This is a genomic window from Corallococcus sp. AB018 (genome assembly GCF_003986945.1).
In the GTDB taxonomy this organism is placed as follows: Bacteria; Myxococcota; Myxococcia; order Myxococcales; family Myxococcaceae; genus Corallococcus; species Corallococcus exiguus.
On sequence record NZ_RAWR01000219.1, the window covers coordinates 1 to 17526 of the forward strand.

General features: G+C 69.2%; 15 protein-coding genes and 1 tRNA gene. 10 read left to right on the forward strand and 6 right to left on the reverse strand.

Annotated elements, in window-relative coordinates:
- From D7Y11_RS34455 to D7Y11_RS34475, 5 genes are all read left to right on the forward strand, one after another.
- The coding region (locus D7Y11_RS34455; RefSeq protein WP_233607475.1) for a CapA family protein at positions 1-1148 on the forward strand (1148 nt) is incomplete at its 5' end.
- Between the two features lie 283 nt (positions 1149-1431).
- The gene (gene prfA, locus D7Y11_RS34460) at positions 1432-2523 is read left to right on the forward strand and encodes a peptide chain release factor 1 (protein WP_120580945.1); all 1092 of its coding nucleotides are present in this window, start codon (positions 1432-1434) and stop codon (positions 2521-2523) included.
- Positions 2520-3383 carry a peptide chain release factor N(5)-glutamine methyltransferase gene (gene prmC, locus D7Y11_RS34465; protein WP_126935803.1) on the forward strand — a complete coding sequence of 288 codons (864 nt, stop codon included), beginning with the start codon at positions 2520-2522 and terminating at the stop codon, positions 3381-3383. Before prfA ends, prmC begins: the two co-directional genes overlap by 4 nt.
- Positions 3384-3438: 55 nt before the next feature.
- A complete protein-coding gene (gene murA, locus D7Y11_RS34470; RefSeq protein ID WP_120580947.1) occupies positions 3439-4710 on the forward strand; it encodes a UDP-N-acetylglucosamine 1-carboxyvinyltransferase in 1272 nt (423 codons plus the stop codon).
- A 137-nt stretch (positions 4711-4847) separates the two neighbouring features.
- On the forward strand, positions 4848-5240 hold the full coding sequence (locus D7Y11_RS34475) for a zf-TFIIB domain-containing protein (RefSeq protein WP_120598226.1): 393 nt from the start codon (positions 4848-4850) through the stop codon (positions 5238-5240).
- Between the two features lie 48 nt (positions 5241-5288).
- On the opposite strand, the gene D7Y11_RS34480 is transcribed toward D7Y11_RS34475, so the two are convergent.
- A complete protein-coding gene (locus D7Y11_RS34480; protein ID WP_233607476.1) occupies positions 5289-6134 on the reverse strand; it encodes a discoidin domain-containing protein in 846 nt (281 codons plus the stop codon).
- Positions 6135-6349: 215 nt separating this feature from the next.
- On the opposite strand from D7Y11_RS34480, the gene D7Y11_RS34485 reads away from it, so the two are divergent.
- The 3 genes from D7Y11_RS34485 to D7Y11_RS34495 all read left to right on the forward strand — a co-directional run bounded on the left by D7Y11_RS34485 (position 6350) and on the right by D7Y11_RS34495 (position 9215).
- Entirely contained in the window at positions 6350-8311 is a 1962-nt protein-coding gene (locus D7Y11_RS34485) for an ABC transporter substrate-binding protein (RefSeq protein WP_126935809.1), read from the forward strand.
- Between the two features lie 6 nt (positions 8312-8317).
- Positions 8318-9094 (forward strand): hypothetical protein, encoded by a 777-nt coding sequence (locus D7Y11_RS34490; RefSeq protein ID WP_126935805.1) that lies wholly within the window; start codon positions 8318-8320, stop codon positions 9092-9094.
- 48 nt (positions 9095-9142) lie between these two features.
- A tRNA-Gly gene (locus D7Y11_RS34495) sits at positions 9143-9215 on the forward strand.
- Between the two features lie 84 nt (positions 9216-9299).
- Here D7Y11_RS34495 and D7Y11_RS34500 read toward each other — a convergent pair.
- Together D7Y11_RS34500 and D7Y11_RS34505 are read right to left on the reverse strand one after the other, a co-directional pair.
- Positions 9300-10199: an SDR family NAD(P)-dependent oxidoreductase gene (locus D7Y11_RS34500; protein WP_126935806.1), complete on the reverse strand. Its 900-nt coding sequence runs from the start codon at positions 10197-10199 to the stop codon at positions 9300-9302.
- 51 nt (positions 10200-10250) lie between these two features.
- Positions 10251-10850, reverse strand: a complete 600-nt coding sequence (locus D7Y11_RS34505) for a TetR/AcrR family transcriptional regulator (protein ID WP_158627580.1) — start codon at positions 10848-10850, stop codon at positions 10251-10253.
- Positions 10851-10966: 116 nt separating this feature from the next.
- Between D7Y11_RS34505 and D7Y11_RS34510 the strand changes: the two genes are divergently transcribed.
- Positions 10967-12664, forward strand: a complete 1698-nt coding sequence (locus D7Y11_RS34510; protein WP_158620765.1) for a DUF4135 domain-containing protein — start codon at positions 10967-10969, stop codon at positions 12662-12664.
- A 16-nt stretch (positions 12665-12680) separates the two neighbouring features.
- Here the strand turns inward: D7Y11_RS34510 and D7Y11_RS34515 are convergent, their stop codons facing one another.
- Entirely contained in the window at positions 12681-14105 is a 1425-nt protein-coding gene (locus tag D7Y11_RS34515) for a hypothetical protein (RefSeq protein WP_126935807.1), read from the reverse strand.
- A gap of 84 nt (positions 14106-14189) precedes the next feature.
- Here D7Y11_RS34515 and D7Y11_RS34520 point away from each other — a divergent pair, with 84 nt between their 5' ends.
- On the forward strand, positions 14190-15224 hold the full coding sequence (locus D7Y11_RS34520) for a PA0069 family radical SAM protein (RefSeq protein WP_126935808.1): 1035 nt from the start codon (positions 14190-14192) through the stop codon (positions 15222-15224).
- Between the two features lie 28 nt (positions 15225-15252).
- On the opposite strand, the gene D7Y11_RS34525 is transcribed toward D7Y11_RS34520, so the two are convergent.
- Together D7Y11_RS34525 and D7Y11_RS34530 are read right to left on the reverse strand one after the other, a co-directional pair.
- The gene (locus D7Y11_RS34525) at positions 15253-15501 is read right to left on the reverse strand and encodes a GlsB/YeaQ/YmgE family stress response membrane protein (RefSeq protein ID WP_120581452.1); all 249 of its coding nucleotides are present in this window, start codon (positions 15499-15501) and stop codon (positions 15253-15255) included.
- A gap of 26 nt (positions 15502-15527) precedes the next feature.
- The coding region (locus D7Y11_RS34530; protein ID WP_148139252.1) for a M13 family metallopeptidase at positions 15528-17526 on the reverse strand (1999 nt) is incomplete at its 5' end.

Genomic DNA, 17526 nt, shown 5'->3' on the forward strand with positions numbered 1-17526 from the left:
CCCCGCCGCCCGAGGCCGCCTCCGCTCCGCCGGCCGGGTCCGATACCGGACATCCCGCTGGCCAGCCGACCCCTCCAGCCCTCGCCCGCCCGGTGACCCTGGTGGTGGGCGGCGACGTGACGGTGGGCTACCACTACGAGGAGTACTTCGAGGATCAGGTGGCCAAGGGGAGGACGCGCGAGGAGATGTTCGCGTACGGCTTCCGCGAGGTGATGCCCATCGTGGACTCCGGCGACCTGTTCGTCGTGAACCTGGAGTGCCCGTACACGGACAGCACGGTGAAGCTGCCCAAGAACTTCAACTTCCGCGCGCGGCCGGAGCTGGTGAACGTGCTCACCGCGGGCCGCGTGGGCGTGGTGAGCCTGGCCAACAACCACATGATGGACTACGGCGCCCAGGGGCTCCTGGACACCCTCACCTCCCTGGAGGCCGCGCGCATCCCCTACTTCGGGGCCGGCCGCACCCTGGCGGAGGCGCGCCGCCCGGCCATCCTCACCGTGGGGGGCCTGCGCGTCGCGTTCCTGGGCTACTTCTTCCTGGGCACGCGCAACATCGAACCCCGGGAGGTCTACGCCACGGACACCACGCCGGGTGTGGCCGGGCACTTCTCCGACGTGGAGGTGATGGAGCGGATGCTGCGCGAGGACATCGCCGCGGCGAAGGCCCAGGCGGACCTGGTGCTGCCCTTCTTCCACTGGGGCATCGAGGGCAACACCACCCCGGAGCCGTACCAGGTGCGGCTGGCGCACGCGGCCATCGACGCGGGGGCGGCGGGGGTGTTGGGCAGCCACCCGCACGTGCTCCAGTCCATGGAGCTGTACCAGGGCAAGCCGGTGCTCTACTCGCTGGGCAACTTCGTGTTCGGCGGGAACTGGAACCCCCGGGACAAGCGCAGCGTCCTGTGGCGGGCGCGCTTCGACTCCACGGGTTATGTCTCCAGTGACGTGCTGCCCCTCAGGACCGACCGCTACCCCGAGTTCCCCGTCCAGCCGGTGCCCGTCACGGGTGCCGAGGCCGATGGGGTGATGACGCTGCTGCGCACCGCGTCGCAGGGGACGCCGGGGCTGGAGCGGATGCTCCCCGCGTTGGAAGCCGGGGGAGCAGGGAGCCAGCCGCCCCCCTCCTCCAGTGTGAGAGGGGGGCAGTAGCTTCCAGGACTACTTGTTGTTGCGCTGGCCGCGCTTGAAGCGCGTGCGGCGGCGCTTCAGCTGCGCCTTCCGGGTCTTGGCGCGGTTCTTCAGCTTCTTCTTGGAACGATTCCCCTTCTGTGCGGCCATGTGGAAGGACTCCGTGTTGAGCGTGATTCAAGCCGCACCGGGCGGCGACGGGGGCCGTTCTACATGCCGCTGCCCATACGGCCAAGGTTTTCCTTGACGCCCTCGGCCCTTGCCACGGGGCGCCCAACGGGGCAAGACGCCCCGGGAACCACGCATGATTGACAAATTGGAAGAGGTCGAGCGCCGCTTCGAGCGGCTCACGGCCGACCTGTCGAACCCCGATATCCTCGCCGACACGGCGAAGCTCCAGAAGGTGTCCAAGGAGCGCGCCGGGCTGGAGAGGCTCGTCGAGACCTTCCGCGGCTACCGCAAGGTGCTGGCGGACCTGTCGGAGGTGGAGTCGTGGCTGTCCAGCTCCGACCCCGACGAGAAGGCCTACGCCAAGGAGTCCCTGCCGGGCCTCAAGGAGCAGCGCGAGGAGCAGGAAGCCGCGCTGAAGATCCTCCTGCTGCCCAAGGATCCCAATGACGAGAAGAACGTCATCCTGGAGATCCGCGCGGGCGCGGGTGGCGACGAGGCGGCCCTCTTCGCCGAAGAGGTCATGCAGATGTACCTGCGCTACGCGGACCGCAAGGGATGGAAGGCGGACATCCTGGACATGAGCGCGGGCAACGCGGGCGGCGTGAAGGACGCCACGGTGACGCTCTCCGGGGACGCCGTGTTCAGCCAGCTCAAGTACGAGTCCGGCGTCCACCGCGTCCAGCGCGTGCCGGCCACGGAGACGCAAGGGCGCATCCACACCTCCACCATCACCGTGTCGGTGATGCCGGAGGCGGAGGACGTGGACGTGCAGATCAACCCCGCGGACATCGAGATGCAGGTGATGCGCTCCACGGGCGCCGGTGGCCAGAGCGTCAACACCACGGACTCCGCGGTGCGCCTCATCCACAAGCCGTCCGGCATCGTGGTGAAGTGCCAGCAGGAGAAGAGCCAGGGGAAGAACCGCGCCATGGCCCTGCGCATGCTGCGCGCGAAGCTCTACGACATGGAGCAGGAGCGCATCCGCAACGAGCGCGACTCCATGCGCCGCGGCCAGGTGGGCACGGGCGACCGCAGCGAGAAGATCCGCACCTACAACTTCCCGCAGGACCGGCTCACCGACCACCGCATCGGCCTCACCGTGCACAACCTGCCGGCCATCATGGTGGGCAACGTGGACGAAGTGATTACCGCCTGCCGCACCCACTACCAGGCCGAAGCCCTCAAGGCGCAGACGGGCGGCGGGCGTCCCGCCAGCGAAGCATGAGCGACGTCTGGACCATCCGCCGGCTCCTTACCTGGACGACGGGGCACTTCGAGAAGCGCGGGGTGGACGCGCCCCGGCTCACGACGGAAATCCTGCTCGCGCACGTGCTCAAGACAGGCCGCGTGCGCCTGTACGTGGACCTGGACCGGCCGCTGTCCAAGGACGAGCTGGCCGCCTTCAAGGCACTCATCGAGCGCCGGATGGCGGGCGAGCCCACGAACTACCTGACGGGCACGAAGGAGTTCTACAACCGCCCGTTCAAGGTGGACGCGCGCGTGCTCATCCCCCGGCCGGAGACGGAGCTGCTGGTGGAGGCGGTGCTGCACTCGGTGCCGAAGGATGCGCCCAGCCGCGTGCTGGACGTGTGCACGGGCTCCGGCTGCATCGCCATCAGCGTGGCGGCGGAGCGGCCCCAGGCGACGGTGCTGGCCACGGACCTGTCCAGGGACGCGTGCGCGCTGGCGCGTGAGAACGCGCAGGCCCTGGGCGTGGCCGAGCGCGTGAGCGTGCTGGAGGGCGACCTGTTCTCTCCCCTGCCCCCGGACGCGACGTTCCGGGTGGTGGTGTCGAACCCGCCGTACATCGACTCGGGCGACATCGCCGGGCTGTCCGCCGAGGTGCGGCGCGAGCCCCGGCTGGCGCTGGATGGCGGGCCGGACGGACTGGTCGCGCTGCGGCGGGTGATTGAGGGCGCCCGGCGGGTGCTGGAGCCTGGCGGATTGCTTGCATTGGAGATGGGTGAGACCCAGGGAAGCGCCGTCCTGGAGCTCCTGCGGGCCGCGGGCTACTCCGACGCGCGCGTGGAGAAGGACCTGGAACGGCGTGAACGCATGGCGTTCGGGACACAGCCCGCGGCCTGACGGCCACGGGACACGCGGCCCGGCAACCGCACGCACGAGAAGGCACGTCAAAGACATGGACAAGATCGTCATGAAGGGTGGCACCGCGCTGCACGGCGAGGTGGAGGTCTCCGGCGCGAAGAACGCGGCGCTGCCCATCCTGGCCTCCGCGCTGCTGGCGGATGGCACCACCACCTTCCGCAACGTGCCGGACCTGGCGGACGTGGCCACGATGCTGGAGGTGCTCCGCACGATGGGCTGCGAGGCCGCGCGGCTCACCGGCAAGAAGGCGGACACGTGTGAAATCAGCATCGCGGGGAACATCACCCCGGAGGCCCCCTACGACCTGGTGAAGACCATGCGCGCCAGCGTCCTGGTGCTGGGGCCGCTCGTGGCACGCTTCGGCCGGGCGCGCGTGTCCATGCCGGGCGGGTGCGCCATTGGCGCGCGTCCCATCGACCAGCACCTCAAGGGCCTGAAGGCGCTGGGCGCGGACATCCACCTGACGGAAGGCTACGTGGAGGCCCGGGCCAAGCAGCTCAAGGGCGGCATGGTGAACTTCGACGTCATCACCGTCACCGGCACGGAGAACGTGATGATGGCGGCGGTGCTCGCGAAGGGCCGCACGGTGATGGAGAACTGCGCGCGCGAGCCGGAGGTGGAGGAGCTGGCGCGGGTCCTCAACAAGATGGGCGCGAAGGTGGAGGGGGCGGGCACGTCCATCATCACCATCGAGGGCGTGGACTCCCTGAACCCGGTGGAGCACGCCATCCTGCCGGACCGCATCGAGGCGGGCACGCTGCTGGTCGCGGCGGCCATCAGCGGGGGCAACGTGCTGGTGAAGCACGCACGGCCGGAGCACCTGGACGCGGTCATCGACAAGCTGCGCGAGGCGGGCTGCACCATCACCGCCGAGGGCGGGGGCCTGCGCTGCAAGGCGCCCAGGTCCCTCAAGTCGGTGAACATCACCACCACGGAGCACCCGGGCTTCCCCACGGACATGCAGGCGCAGTTGATGGCGCTGATGACGGTGAGCCACGGCACGTCCGTCATCTCCGAGAACATCTTCGAGAACCGCTTCATGCACGTGCCGGAGCTGCACCGGCTGGGCGCGGACATCACCATCCAGGGGCACACGGCGGTGGTGAAGGGCGTGAAGGCGCTCAGCGGGGCGCAGGTGATGGCCACCGACCTGCGCGCCAGCGCGTCGCTCATCCTGGCTGGCCTGCGGGCTGACGGGCAGACCGAGGTCAGCCGCGTCTACCACCTGGACCGCGGGTACGAGCGGCTGGAGCGCAAACTGCGGGGCCTGGGGGCGGACATCCGCCGGGTGAAGGAGCGGGCCTGAGCCTAGGGGGCCGGCCGACGGCACGTTGCCAACAGAAGCCGCCGCACGGGTTGCATCCCAATTTTTGGGCGACTTATCATTCTCCATTCACTGGGGAGCACCTTCCGCTCCCCCCTTTCAGGAGAACGAGCCGCCCCATGAATTGCCCCGGTTGCAGCGTCGAGATGACTGATCTCGAAGGAGATCACGAGACGTTGCGGAAGTGTGGAGACTGCGGAGGCCTGTGGACCGATGTTTCGGACCTGCGCCGCATCCTCCTTCACAACAACCTGCCCGGTCTGGAGCTACTCGGGGGCAAGGTCGACGCGGAGGCCCTGACAGGGCAGTGCCCGGACTGCCAGGTGGACTTCGTACGCATCGATGGTGGCGACCGGAAGCATCCGCTGCACTACGACACCTGCGAGTCCTGCGGCGGCATCTTCCTGGAGTCGGAGTTCGCGGACGCGGCGGACACCAAGGCCGCCGAGCAGGAGATCGTCACCTTCTTCCGCAACTTCGACGCGAAGCGGAAGTCCAAGGCGGCCATCTAGGCCGCCAGGCCTGGCGGGCGCCCGGTTCTCCCAGGCGCCCGGTGGTTCTCAAGGCTTGCCGCGGAAGGCGCTTCCCCACTCCTCGGGGAGCGTCCCGTCCAGCGACAGCGCGGCGGCCGCCTTCGGCCCCTCGCCAGCGGCGGTCCGCTCGAAGCGGGCCGTCACCTTGCCCTTCTTCGGGATGTCCAACGTCACCTTGTTGCCGGACACCGTGTAGGTGCCGCTGACGACGGTGGTGGGCTCCGGCGTCTCCAGGGGCTCCAGCGAGAAGCGCCAGGTGCCGTCCACGAAGAAGGACAGGAAGCGCTCCGGAGCGCCTTCATGCCCGCCGAACCAGGTGCCCACGAGCGGGGCCACGCGCGCGTCGTACTTGTAGCGGGTGGCCAGCGCGGGGCCGTTGAGGGGCTTTCCGCCCGAGTAGAGGACCAGGTCGGTGAGGCACACCGGGCTGTCCTCCTTGGCACCGGGGAAGCGGTCCGCGACCTCCAGGATGAAGCGCGCGCCGAACAGCGGCTGGGACAGGGGCACGGCCTGCAGGCCCCGCTTGTCCTGCACGGTGACGCTGCGGGACGCGTCCACGCTGGTGAGGGTGAACTTGCGCACGCGGCCGTTGGCCTTGAAGGCGTCGCGGGAGGTCCCGTCGCCCGTGTAGACGCGCACCTCGTCCAGGGTGACGGGCTCCTTGAAGCCGATGAAGACGTGGGAGGGCTTCTCCCCTTCCGCGCACCAGACGGTGGTGTCCCGGCCGTCCAGCATGTTGAGGGGCACGTAGTGGTCCGGGCGCCCCTCCTTCTCCAGCCAGGCCTCCGCCTGGGCATAGCCGGGCGCGGCGGGCGCGGCGGCGAGGACGGACGGAGACACGAACAGCAGGCAGGCCAGGGACAGGCGTCGCATGGGGCGCATCTTGGATCGTCCCCACCCCGGGGCTCCAGTCCGGGTGTGCACCTTCCGCCACCACCGGACCTCAAGGCGGGCCGCGAAGGAGGGCCTGGCGTTGTCCATGTGACGCGCCGGGGGCGAGGATGAAAGCGGCCCGCCAGGGGTTGGGGGCGCTTGACACCCGGACACGCCCAGGCCGACAAGGCGGACCGACCGAGGAGGAAGACGTGATGCGACGTTGGGGCTGGGTCTGTGTCGTGGGGCTGCTGGGGGTGGCCGCATGCAAGAAGGACGTGCCTGCGGAGGTGCCGGACGCGGGCGTGGAGGAGACGGGCCCCTCCGCCCTCACGGAGAAGGAACCCAACGAGCGGCCCGACCAGGCGCTGCCGATTACCCGCGACAGCGTGGTGACGGGCGGTCTGGCGGCGGAGCCCAACAAGCTGGATGAGGACTGGTACCGGCTGGCCCCCGGCACTCCGCGCATCGCGGACGTGACGGTGACGGGCCTGCCCGGCGGGGACGTGAAGCTGGACGTCTACGACCAGGACCGCAACCGGCTGGTGGGAGTGAACAGCGAGGGCGAGGGCAAGGGAGAGCGCCTTCCGAACCTCTACGTGGAGAAGGAGCGCTGGCTGGTGGTGTCGCCCGCGCGCAAGGGCACGGGCGGGGCGTACACGCTGGAGGTGAAGTACCGCCAGCCCAACGACGGCGAGGAGCGCGAGCCCAACGACCGCGCTGTGGACGCCGCCGCGCTGCCGCTGGGGCAGACGGTGACGGCGTTCCTGGGGCACTCCGGAGACGAGGACTGGTACCGGGTGGAGCTGCCCGGCCCCGCCATGCCCGAGGGTGAAGTCCCCGCGGTCCAGGACAGCGGAGCACCCGCTCCAGGCGCGACGCCCGAGGCCCCGGGTGCGCCGGCTCCGGGCTCGACGCCCGCGGCCGTGCCTCCGCCGTCCGTGCCGGACGAGACGCCGGTCATCGACGACAACGCGGCGCCCTCCCCCGAGGGCACGTTCGGTGGCGGAGAGCCGCCCGCTCAGCCGCCGGAGGGCGCGACGCCCACGGCGCCCGGAGAGCTGGGCGCGGCGGTGGCGGCCCAGGCGGCGGACGCGGGTCTCCCGCCCCTTGAGCCGGAGGTGCCGTCGGTGGCGCTGAAGATTGAGTTGTCCGCCGTGGAGGGCGTGCGGCCGGAGATTTCGGTCCTGTCCGCCGCGGAGGCGCCGCTCTTCACCCTGCAAGGCAAGGAGGGCGAGCCGCTCGCGCTGCGCAACATCGGAGTGAGGGCCACGGACCGGGTGGTCTACGTGGTGGTGAAGGGCGGCTGGACGGGGACGGGCAAGGCGCAGCGGCGCACGTACAACGCGCAGGTGCCCTACACGCTGACGGTGTCCCAGGAGGAGGCGGGGGCGCACGCGGAGCTGGAGCCCAACGACGAGCTGCTCAAGGCCACGCCGCTGACGGGCGCGGGCTTCCGCGAGGGCTTCCTGTCGCCCAAGTCGGACGTGGACAACTACGTGCTGACGACGCGCGAGCCGGTGCTGGCGAAGGTGGAGCTGTCGGGCGTGGACCGGTTGGACCTGACGCTGTCGATGGTGGAGCCGCCGCAGGGTGACGGGCAGAAGGAGACGGTGCTCCTCAAGGCCAACGACGGCGCCCTCAAGGAGCCGGAGCGGCTGAACAACGTGGCGTGCAACGGCACCTGCTACTTCCGGGTGGAGGGCTCGTTCCGGAAGGTGAACGGCAAGTTCGTGAAGGACTTCGAGAACGCGGACCAGCCCTACCGAATCAGCGTGACGACGGTGCCGGACAACGGCGGCGAGGAGCGCGAGCCCAACAACACCGCCGACCGCGCGCAGGACCTGACGTTGGGCAAGGCGGTGCGCGGCACGGTGTACCCGGCGAAGGACGTGGACTTCTTCCGGGTGGACCTGTCCGACCGGCCGGTGCGCACGGCCATCACCGCGACGCTGCTGGGCATCCTGAAGGTGGACGTGGGGCTCTACCTGCACCGGGTGCAGCCGGACGGAAAGCTGACCCTGGTGCAGACGTCCGACCGCGCCAAGGGTGACCTGCCGGAGACCATCCGCTACAGCGCCGAGCCGGGCGTCTACGTCTTCGAAGTGCGCGACGCGAAGAACCGCGAGGCGAACTTCCAGGACTCGTACCAGCTGACCGTCGAAGAGGGGGAGTAGCCCGACGTGCTGCCACTCGACTCGCCACGGTGGCATGCACTGGAGACGGCCAAGGGCCCTGCCTCCCACGTCCCGGGATTGCTCCGCCAACTGAGGGAGCATCCCGAGGACGAAAGCCTGTGGTGGGGTGAACTCTGGAAGGCCCTCTACCACCCGGGCTCGATCTTCTCGGGTGCGTATGCCGCGATCCCTCACGTCGTGGAGGTGGCCCTTGCGCATCCAGGGCCCGTGACGCGGCAGGAATGCGCGCTCTTCGTTGGCATCATCGCGCTTGAAGGGCCAGCGGACGCCGTGCCCGAGGAGTTCCGGGCTGACTACCGGACAGCCATCGAGCATGCACGACGGCTGGCGCTGGAGGAGCTGAGGGGCGCCACGCCCCGCCTGACGACCCATCTCCACCTGCTCATGGCCCTGGCCGGCCTGTCCGGATGGAAGCGGCTCGGGTACCAGATCGACGGGCTCGCGGCCGGCCAGCTGGAAACGACGTGCCCGAAGTGCGGAGTCCCGCTGGTCCTTCTTCCCGAAGATGAGGGAATGAGCATTTCGGCGGAGCCCAACGCCGCATTCAAGCCCGGAGCCCGCCGCCTTCCGGTGACACCCGCACCGGAGCGGACCGCCCCCTCGGACGAGGGGGCGGGGCCTCGGGAGCAGCTGCTCGCGTTGAGCCTGCACGCGGGACACGCCCGTGCGGCCACATGGCTGCGGTGCCTGGGAGGAACCGCGTCATGCCCCGCGTGCGCGGAGACCATTCCAGTAGAAGACCCAGGCGATTCTTCCCGTTGACAAGGCAGGGCCCCGCCCCTACTTTGGGCCTCGCTTCGCGCATCACCTGCGGTGGTAGCTCAGTTGGTAGAGCACGAGCTTCCCAAGCTCGGGGTCGAGGGTTCGAATCCCTTCCGCCGCTCTGAAGAGACACAGGCCGGTGGTTCCTTCACGGAACCACCGGCCTTCGTGTTTCCGGGGTTCCATGTCCTGGAGACCATGCCCTTCATCCGAGAGGGCGCAACAGGTCCTCGGAGACGGTCCAGAGGCGCTGGGCGAACGCGGCATCCTCCAACAGCCTGTGGCCCCGGGCCTCCTGGCAGTCGGCCCAGTACTTCCCGGTGAGGCCGTCCACGCGGGGGCTCGCGGCGAGCAGCGTCTGCGTCGCCGCGCCCTCTTCGACGGACTTCATGAACAGCCGGGCCACCGGCAGGATGAGGGTGAGCGGAAAGCCCACGCTCCGCGTGAGCGAGGTGCGCACCGCGCCCGGGTGCAGGGAGTTGACGCAGATGCCCCGGTCCGCGAGCCGGCGCGACAACTCCCGGGCGAACAGCGCGTTGGCGAGCTTCGACTGGCCGTAGAAGGCCACGGGCTTGTAGCCGCGATGCCCGTCCAGGTTGTCGAACTGGATTCCCTCGCGGGGCGCCTGGTTGACGCCCGCGCTGCTGCTGAGGACCACGATGCGGCCCGTGCGGTCCGGCACCCGGTCGACCAGCCGGTTCACGAGGAGGAAGTGGGCCAGGTGGTTGACGAAGAACTGCTGCTCGACGCCATACCGGAGTTCGAGCTTCGGGGGAGCCATCACCCCCGCGTTGGCGATGATGGCATCCAGCGGACGGCCCAGCGCGCGGACGGTCTCCACTGCGGAAAGCACCGAGGCCACGTTCCCCAGGTCGCAGGCGACAGGCGTCGTCGAGCCCCCTACCCGGTCACACGCCTCCCGCGCCTGTTCAAGCGAACGCGCGAGCCCGATGACGTGTCCTCCATGCGCGGTGAGCACTCGCAGGGTCTCCGCGCCAAGACCGGCGTTGCAACCCGTGAGCAGGAAGGTGCGCCCCTTCAGGTCAACCCCTGCGAGCACATCCTCCGCCGTGGAACGGGCACCGAAAGGTAGAGCTTCGCTCATGGGAGAGGCCTCCGTGCGGCAAGCAACGAGGGAACGACAAGGAGGGGCGCGTCAGCGGCCCTGGCGCAGCGGCGCGAACAACATCCGCACCGCGACGGTGATCTGCTCAACGAAGGCTTCGCGCGAGGTGCACGTGTGCTTCCAGCCGCGCGCGGTGGCGTGCAGCGTCCGCGCGAGCTGCGGCGCGGTGAGTCCGGCGGACGCATAGACGGCCATCAACTGCGAATCGGAGAGCGCCCGGGCCAGGGCCTTCTCGAACCGGGCATCGTGGCTGGCCAGGAGCGAGCCCGTGAGGACGCCGCTGGTCTCGATGAGGTCCGAGGCATCCGCCCCCATCTGTCCGATGTAGCAGCCCAACCGCTCGTCGAGCGCGGCCACCAGCCGGGCCTCCAGCGGGCGCTCCGTAGCCGTCAGCGCCGCGAGCGCCGCCTCCAGGTGGTTGCCGAGCGCGTACTCCACCGCCGCCCGGAACAGCTCCTCCTTGGTGGCGAAGTGCAGGTAGAGGCCCTGGCGGGACACATCCGCCGCCCGGGCCACCTCCTCCATCGACGTCTTGCGATAGCCGAAGCGCACGAACACCCCGAGCGACGCCTCCAGCAGCTTGCGCCGCCGCGCATCATCCGAGGGCTTCGAGGGGGGCTTCGGATCCACGGCCATATGGACTCTTTTGACAACATGGGCTCATGTTGTCAACCAAGACCAAAAGGCCCCATGTAAGCCCGCGCCTGTCCCGATTCACCCTCGGATGGAGTTCGCAAGGCCGTATCGTGAACATTCCCGTCCAACCCCTGGGCCCTTCCGCCATGTACGACACCGAGATCAACGACGCGCTGAACGAAGTGACGACGTTCATGGGGACTGCGGTCATCCAGGGCGCGCCCCCGCACGTGAACGCGGTCAAGCCGTTCATCAAGGACGCCCTCAAGCAGGTCGTGAACCAGCTGGCGGGCGTGCTCAAGCTGGCGGGGCTCCAGCGCCTGACGGGCATCCTGCTGGCGAACAACTTCCTCCACCGCACGGCGATGGACCTCTACGGCCCCTGCTCGGCGGCCGCCGGGCTGTCCGCGCGCCGGGAATGGGGCGCGGTGGACAATGCCTGGAACCTGCGTCCGCTCAGCTTCGCCTGGAGCCTGGGCCGCAACGCGCTGGGCTCGGTGGCGACGCTCGCGGAGACTCCGGCGGATCGCGTCTGGCGGATCATCCAGGACATGGTGCGAGCCCATGTGGACTTCGGAGCCTCGCTGGTGAGCCGCATCATGGGAGACAGCGCCCTGCTGCAGAATGCCTTCGGCATCACCGGGACCCTCGCCGACGTGAATGTCACGGGCAGCGACCCCCACCACACCGGCCACCGCGTCGCGCTGCTGCGGTTCTCCTGTGGAGGGCGCGTCGTCTACAAGCCGTCGGACCTCACCTTCCAATTGCTGCTCATGGGCGACCCCCAGTCGTATCAAATCTGCCGCACGCACTACCCCGCCCTGATGCCGTACACCGACAGCCTCTTCACCACGCTCGACGCGGACCTGCCGGCGATCCGCATCGTCGCGTTTCCGCACGCGAGGGGGGAGTACGGCTACATGCAGATGGTCGCGAAGACGCGGCAGATTGCCCTGGCGAATCAGCCCACGTACTTCCGGAAGCTGGGCCGGCTCATCACGGTGTCGGCGGTGTTTGGCATCACCGACCTCCATCACGAGAACGTGATGACCACCGCCCAGGGTCCCCACCTCATCGACGCGGAGATGGGCTTCAACTACCCCGCGGGGCCGCTCGACAACCCCATCAACCACGCCGCGCTGTCCCAGGTGCTCCGCATCGCCCCCCCGCCGCACAGCATGGTGGGCGGCGTCTTCACCACCGACCTCTACCGGGGCCAGTGGCAGGCCAGCAACGTGTCCGCGCCCTATGATCAGACGGAGGTCAACGCGGGGTTCAGCACCGCGCTCCACGGCCCCTGGGTCCAGGCCGCCACGTACCCGAACGAAATCCTGGCCGGCATCCGCGAGGAGGTGGACCGCATCGTCACCGCCCTCAACACGGGCCGGGTGGACGCCTGGCTCAACCAGTTCCAGAACGTGGCCCCCATGGCGCGCGTGCTCCTGATGACGACGGACATGTGCCGCGCGCACGCGGAGGGCATGACCCAGAACATGAACGGCACCCTGGGGACGGAGGCCCATGCCATGGGCCAGGGCCTGTTCGATTGGCTGACGTGGTACGGCGGCCACCACAACGCGGTCCCCGGGGCCCTGTTCGAACCCCACAACCGCCAGCACTTCTTCTCGCCCCTGCGGACCCAGGGCGTCACCTACGTCGCCGCGACCGGGCAAGGCGTGACGGTGGCGAACCTCACGGAGGTGCGCAACAAGTTGAACCCGCTGCGGGGCACCCTGGGCCGGCCGCAGCTCAAGATGAAACTGCGCGACGCGCTGGAGAAGACGCTCGGATGTGGCCCGCTGCTCTGACGGACCACGGCCAGCTCTACTTCGCGAGCCACTCCGCGAAGCGCTTGTCGAGGAGCGGCGCCGCCTTGTCGACGGCGTCCCAGGTGTCGTCGTCGAGCTTCGGCGCGTCGTGACCGTGCGGCCCCGCGTGCTTTCCGAACGTCTTCTTGAGGTCGTCGGTGATCCACAGCCCGTTCATGTTGTGGAACCACCGCCATGCCAGCTCGCGGAGGCCCGGCGCTTCACGGAGGTGGTTGTCCCAGAGGCCGCGCGGGAGCGCCTGCTTCACGAACTCCGACCCCTTCGCCTTGCGTGTCGCGACAGCCTCGAGCAGCGCGCGGTGCGCCGGGAATCGCGACGCATCAAGCAGGCCCCGTGTCGCGGCATAGCCAATGAAGAGCCCGGTCGTGACGTCGGGATACCGCTCGAGGGCGCCCCCGCCCTCCACGGCGAGGGTGACGGAGAGGGACTCGTCGAACTCGAGCGTGAGCCACACGTGCTCCGCGGTGTCGAGCGCGAAGTCCCAATAGGCGACGGTGAGCGCGTCTTCGTCAGCGAAGGCGGCGCTACGACCGGTGGGCGGGCCGAGCAGCTTCGTGAGCTCCGCCTCCGCCTTCACCTTCCACGGCACGCCCAGGACGTCCTCGCCCACCTTCGAGCGCACCCACGCGGAGGAGACGTAGGGGATGAACGTCTTGGCCGTCTTCGGGATGGGCAGGAAGGCGTCGTTCAGGATTTCGTGGGAGAAGACGATTTCGACTCCGTGCTTCGCCGCTTCGACGTTCACCGAATCGGTGCGCTCACTCGTGGACGCGGGCACCTTCTTGCCAAGCACACCGGTCACATAGGCGATGACTTCGGGGTCGTCCGCGCGCCGTCCCATGAGCGCCGCCAACTGTTGGACCTTCGGGCCGAGCTTCTTCATCACCGCGGTGGGAACGAAGGTGTGCACCGTCGCGGGCGGCGCGGACGCGGGGGGCACGGCGTCGCCGTCCAGCCAGGCCGCGAAGTCGAAGTCCTTCGCCTTCGGAGCCCGGACCTTCTTCGCCTTCAGCCACGCAGCCAGCGCCTTGCGGCCAGACGCCCCCTCTTCGTCATCCAGGTCGGACACCTCCGTCTCGCCCCGGGCCCACAGCGCCAGGAACTCCTCGAGGCTGTTCGCGACCGTCCGCGCCTCGCCCTCCGAACCGACCAACGCCACCGCCCACGGAGCGTCCGCGCCGGGGTTCACGAGCGCGAGCAGCGAGCCATCCGGAAGCTGGAGGAACGCGAAGGCGTCACGGTGAAGCCGGTCCGCCTTCTCCGGGTTCCACTCCTTCGGAACAGGCTCGGCAGAGAGCGCATCGAACCAGCCCAGCGTTCCATGGGACTGCTTGCCAATCCACGCGCCGACATCCGCCAGCAGCGGTGGAATCTCATGACCCTTCGGCGCCTTGGAGAGCTTGACCGTGTAGTTCGCCATCCGGGCAGCCTTGGCCGCGGCCCCGAGGCTGTAAAGGCGCTTTGGCACCTTGACTGAACGCAATTTCAGTCACACCCTGGCCGGGTGAAGGCCCGTCCCGTCGACAATCCGCCCAACCCCTGGGCCAGCACCGCGGTGGAGTACCTGGACGAGATTCCCCCCGCGCGCCTGGAAGTCTGGGAGGACCACAGCCGCTCCATCATCGCGAGCAACGACAGCCCCGACGTGTGCTTCTCCTGGAGCGTCAACCCGTACCGGGGCTGCCTCCACGCCTGCGCCTACTGCTACGCGCGCCCCACGCACCAGTACCTGGACTTCGGCGCGGGCACGGACTTCGAGACGCGCCTCGTCGTCAAACCCAACGCCCCGGAGTTGTTGCGCGAAGCCTTCGACCGTCCGTCGTGGAAGGGAGAGACGGTCGTCTTCAGCGGCGTCACGGACTGCTACCAGCCCCTGGAGGCGTCGCTCCGGCTCACCCGCCAGTGCCTGGAGGTCTGCGCCGAGTACCGCAACCCCGTGGGCATCGTGACCAAGGGCGTGCTGATTGAGCGCGACCTGGACGTGCTCCAGCGGCTGGCGTCGGAGACGAAGCTGTTCGTGAGCATCAGCCTCCCCTTCCACAACGAGGAGCTGGCGCGCGCCATGGAGCCGCTCGTCGCCACACCGAAGCGGCGCCTGGCCACCATCCGCAAGCTCACGGAGGCCGGCATCGACGTGGCCGTGTCCGTGGCCCCCATCATCCCTGGCCTCAACGACGAGGACATCGCGCGGGTGCTCACCTCCGCCCGTGAGGCCGGCGCCACGCGCGCGCACTACACGCTCTTGCGACTTCCCGGCCCCGTGCAGGCCGTCTTCGAGGAGCGCCTGCGCGCGAAGCTGCCCCTGCGCGCGGAGCGGGTGCTGCACCGCATCCGCGAGACGCGCGGCGGGGAGCTCACCGACAGCCGCTTCAAGCACCGCATGCGCGGCGAAGGGCTCTACGCCCAGACCATCCACCAGCTCTTCGCGACGTCGGCGCGCAAGGTGGGCATGCGCGCCTCATCCATCACGGAGGCCGCGCCGGACACCTTCCGGCGCCCCGCGCGGCCCTCCACGTCACCCCAGCTGTCGCTCTTCTAGGCAGCGAAGGGCGCGACATCCGGGGGCGCTATTTCCGGATGGCTTGCAGGATGGACAGCAGGATGACCGCGCCCACAGTGGCCACCAGCAGCGAGTACAGGTTGAAGCCTGTCACGCCCCGGCCACCGAAGAAGCTGAACACCCAGCCGCCCAGCATGGCACCCACGATGCCGGCGACGATGTTGGCGAACATCCCCATCCGGGCGTTGGTGCCCTTGATGATGCTGGCCAGCCAGCCTGCGATACCGCCCAACACCAGCCACGAGCAGATTCCCATGACGTCCTCCAGGTAGGGCCGAAGCCTTACCAGACCTCACAGCGGTTCGCAGCGGGCGCCACCATCGGAGCCCCCGCGGGGCAGGAGAAGGCCTGCTGGAACTGCGGCAGGTTCACGTCCGGCCCCTTCACGCGCAGGAACGCCGGCGAGTGCGAATCCGTCAGCGCCCGCTGCCGCGCAGCTTCATTACGAATCTTCGAGCACCACGATTGCGCGTGCGCCAGGAAGAACTGCTGCCCCGGGGTGAACCGGTACGAGTTCGCCTTCGCCGCCTGCTCCGGGCGCTTCGCCAGGTAGGACTCCATGGCCGCGTACGCCAGCTTGAGGCCGCCCAGGTCCGCGACGTTCTCGCCCAGGGTGAGCTTGCCGTTCACCTTCACGTCGTCCACGGCGGTGTACTGGTCGTACTGGTTCTTCACGCACGACACGCGCTCGCGGAAGGCCTTGTCCGACGCCGGGGTCCACCACGTGCGCAGGTTGCCGTCCGCGTCGAACTGGCGGCCTTCATCATCGAAGCCGTGGGTGATTTCGTGGCCCACCACCATGCCCATGGCGCCGAAGTTCACCGCCGCGGACGCGTCCCGCCCGAAGAACGGCGGCTGGAGGATGCCCGCCGGGAAGACAATCTCGTTGGTGGCCGCGTTGTAGTAGGCGTTCACCGTGGGCGGCGACATGAACCACTCCTGCCGGTCCACCGGCTGGCCCACCTTGCGCAGCTGGCGCGCCTGCTCGAAGGCGTCCGCCGCCAGCACGTTGTCCAGGTACGAGTCGCGCGTCACCGTCAGCCCGTCGTAGCCGCGCCACTGGTCCGGGTAGCCAATCTTGTTGGTGATCTTCTTCACCTTCACCAACGCCTGCGCCTTGGTCTCCGCGTCCATCCAGGACAGCGTGTCCAGGTTGCGCTCGAAGGACTGCTCAATCTGCTGGACCATGTCCAGCGTGGTGGCCTTGCCGTCCGCGCCGAAGGTGCGCGCGATGAAGGGCTTGGCCAGCGCGTGCGGCAGCGCTTCGTCCGTGGCGTCCACGCACTTCTTCCAGCGCGCCAGGTCCGCCTTGGCGCCGGTGAGCACCGTGGACTCGAAGCGGAAGAACTCGTCGCGCAGCGCCTTGGGCAGCGCCGTCTGCACGTCCTTCACCAGGTGGTAGGAGAGGTACGGCCCCATGTCCGTCGGGCGCTGCTGACGCACCAGCGCGGACACCTCCGAGAAGAACTTCGGCTCCGTCACGTTGAGCGCTTCACCCGCGGGCAGCCCCACCTGCGCGAAGTACGTGTCCCACTGGAACGCGGGCGCCAGCTGCTTCAGGCCCTGGCGCTCCAGGCGGTGGTAGACCTTCTCCGGCTCGCGGCGCTCGTCCTTGGGCAGCCGCGCGTTGGCCAGGCGCGTCTCGATGGCGAGGATGCCAATGGCCTTGCGGCTGGCCACGAAGGGCGCGTCGCCCAACAGCTCGAAGACCTTCTGCACGTGCGCCTGATAGGCGTTGCGCGCCTCGCGCATCTTCACGTCGGGCTTGAGGTAGTAGTCGCGGTCCGGCAGGCCCAGGCCCCCGGCATCCACCACGGCGATGACCTGCGTGGCGTCCTTCTGGTCCTGATCCGACCCCACGCGGAACAGCGCGTTCACGTCGTGCGCGTGCAGCCAGGCCACCGCGCCGGCCACCGCCTGCGGGCTCTTCAGGCCGTTGAGCTTCGCCAGGTACGTGCGCAGCGTGGGCAGCGACTGCTCCAGCTTCGCCTCGTCCATGCAGGAGCCGTAGAAGTCGCCCAGCTTCTTCTCTTCCGCGGTGCCCTCGCCCTGCCCTTCCGCGGCCTTGGAGAGGATGTCGCGCAGCACGGTCTGGTTGCGCTCGGCCACCGTCTCGAAGCCGCGGCTCCAGCGCGCGCGCTCGGCGGGGATCTCCGTGGCCTTCAGCCAGCCGCCACACGCGTACTGGTAGAAGTCGTCACAGGGGTTCACGGACGGGTCCATCACCGCGGCGTCCAGGCCCGGGGGCATGGGGCGCTCGGACATGGGCACGGCGGGGGCC

Excerpts from the sequence above, each read along its gene's own strand:
- D7Y11_RS34500 (WP_126935806.1), bottom strand. The coding sequence starts at position 10,199 with ATGAGCGAAGCTCTACCTTTCGGTGCCCGTTCCACGGCGGAGGATGTG.
- D7Y11_RS34475 (WP_120598226.1), top strand. The coding sequence starts at position 4,848 with ATGAATTGCCCCGGTTGCAGCGTCGAGATGACTGATCTCGAAGGAGAT.
- D7Y11_RS34525 (WP_120581452.1), bottom strand. The coding sequence starts at position 15,501 with ATGGGAATCTGCTCGTGGCTGGTGTTGGGCGGTATCGCAGGCTGGCTG.
- prmC (WP_126935803.1), top strand. The coding sequence starts at position 2,520 with ATGAGCGACGTCTGGACCATCCGCCGGCTCCTTACCTGGACGACGGGG.
- D7Y11_RS34480 (WP_233607476.1), bottom strand. The coding sequence starts at position 6,134 with ATGCGACGCCTGTCCCTGGCCTGCCTGCTGTTCGTGTCTCCGTCCGTC.
- murA (WP_120580947.1), top strand. The coding sequence starts at position 3,439 with ATGGACAAGATCGTCATGAAGGGTGGCACCGCGCTGCACGGCGAGGTG.
- prfA (WP_120580945.1), top strand. The coding sequence starts at position 1,432 with ATGATTGACAAATTGGAAGAGGTCGAGCGCCGCTTCGAGCGGCTCACG.
- D7Y11_RS34515 (WP_126935807.1), bottom strand. The coding sequence starts at position 14,105 with ATGGCGAACTACACGGTCAAGCTCTCCAAGGCGCCGAAGGGTCATGAG.
- D7Y11_RS34485 (WP_126935809.1), top strand. The coding sequence starts at position 6,350 with ATGCGACGTTGGGGCTGGGTCTGTGTCGTGGGGCTGCTGGGGGTGGCC.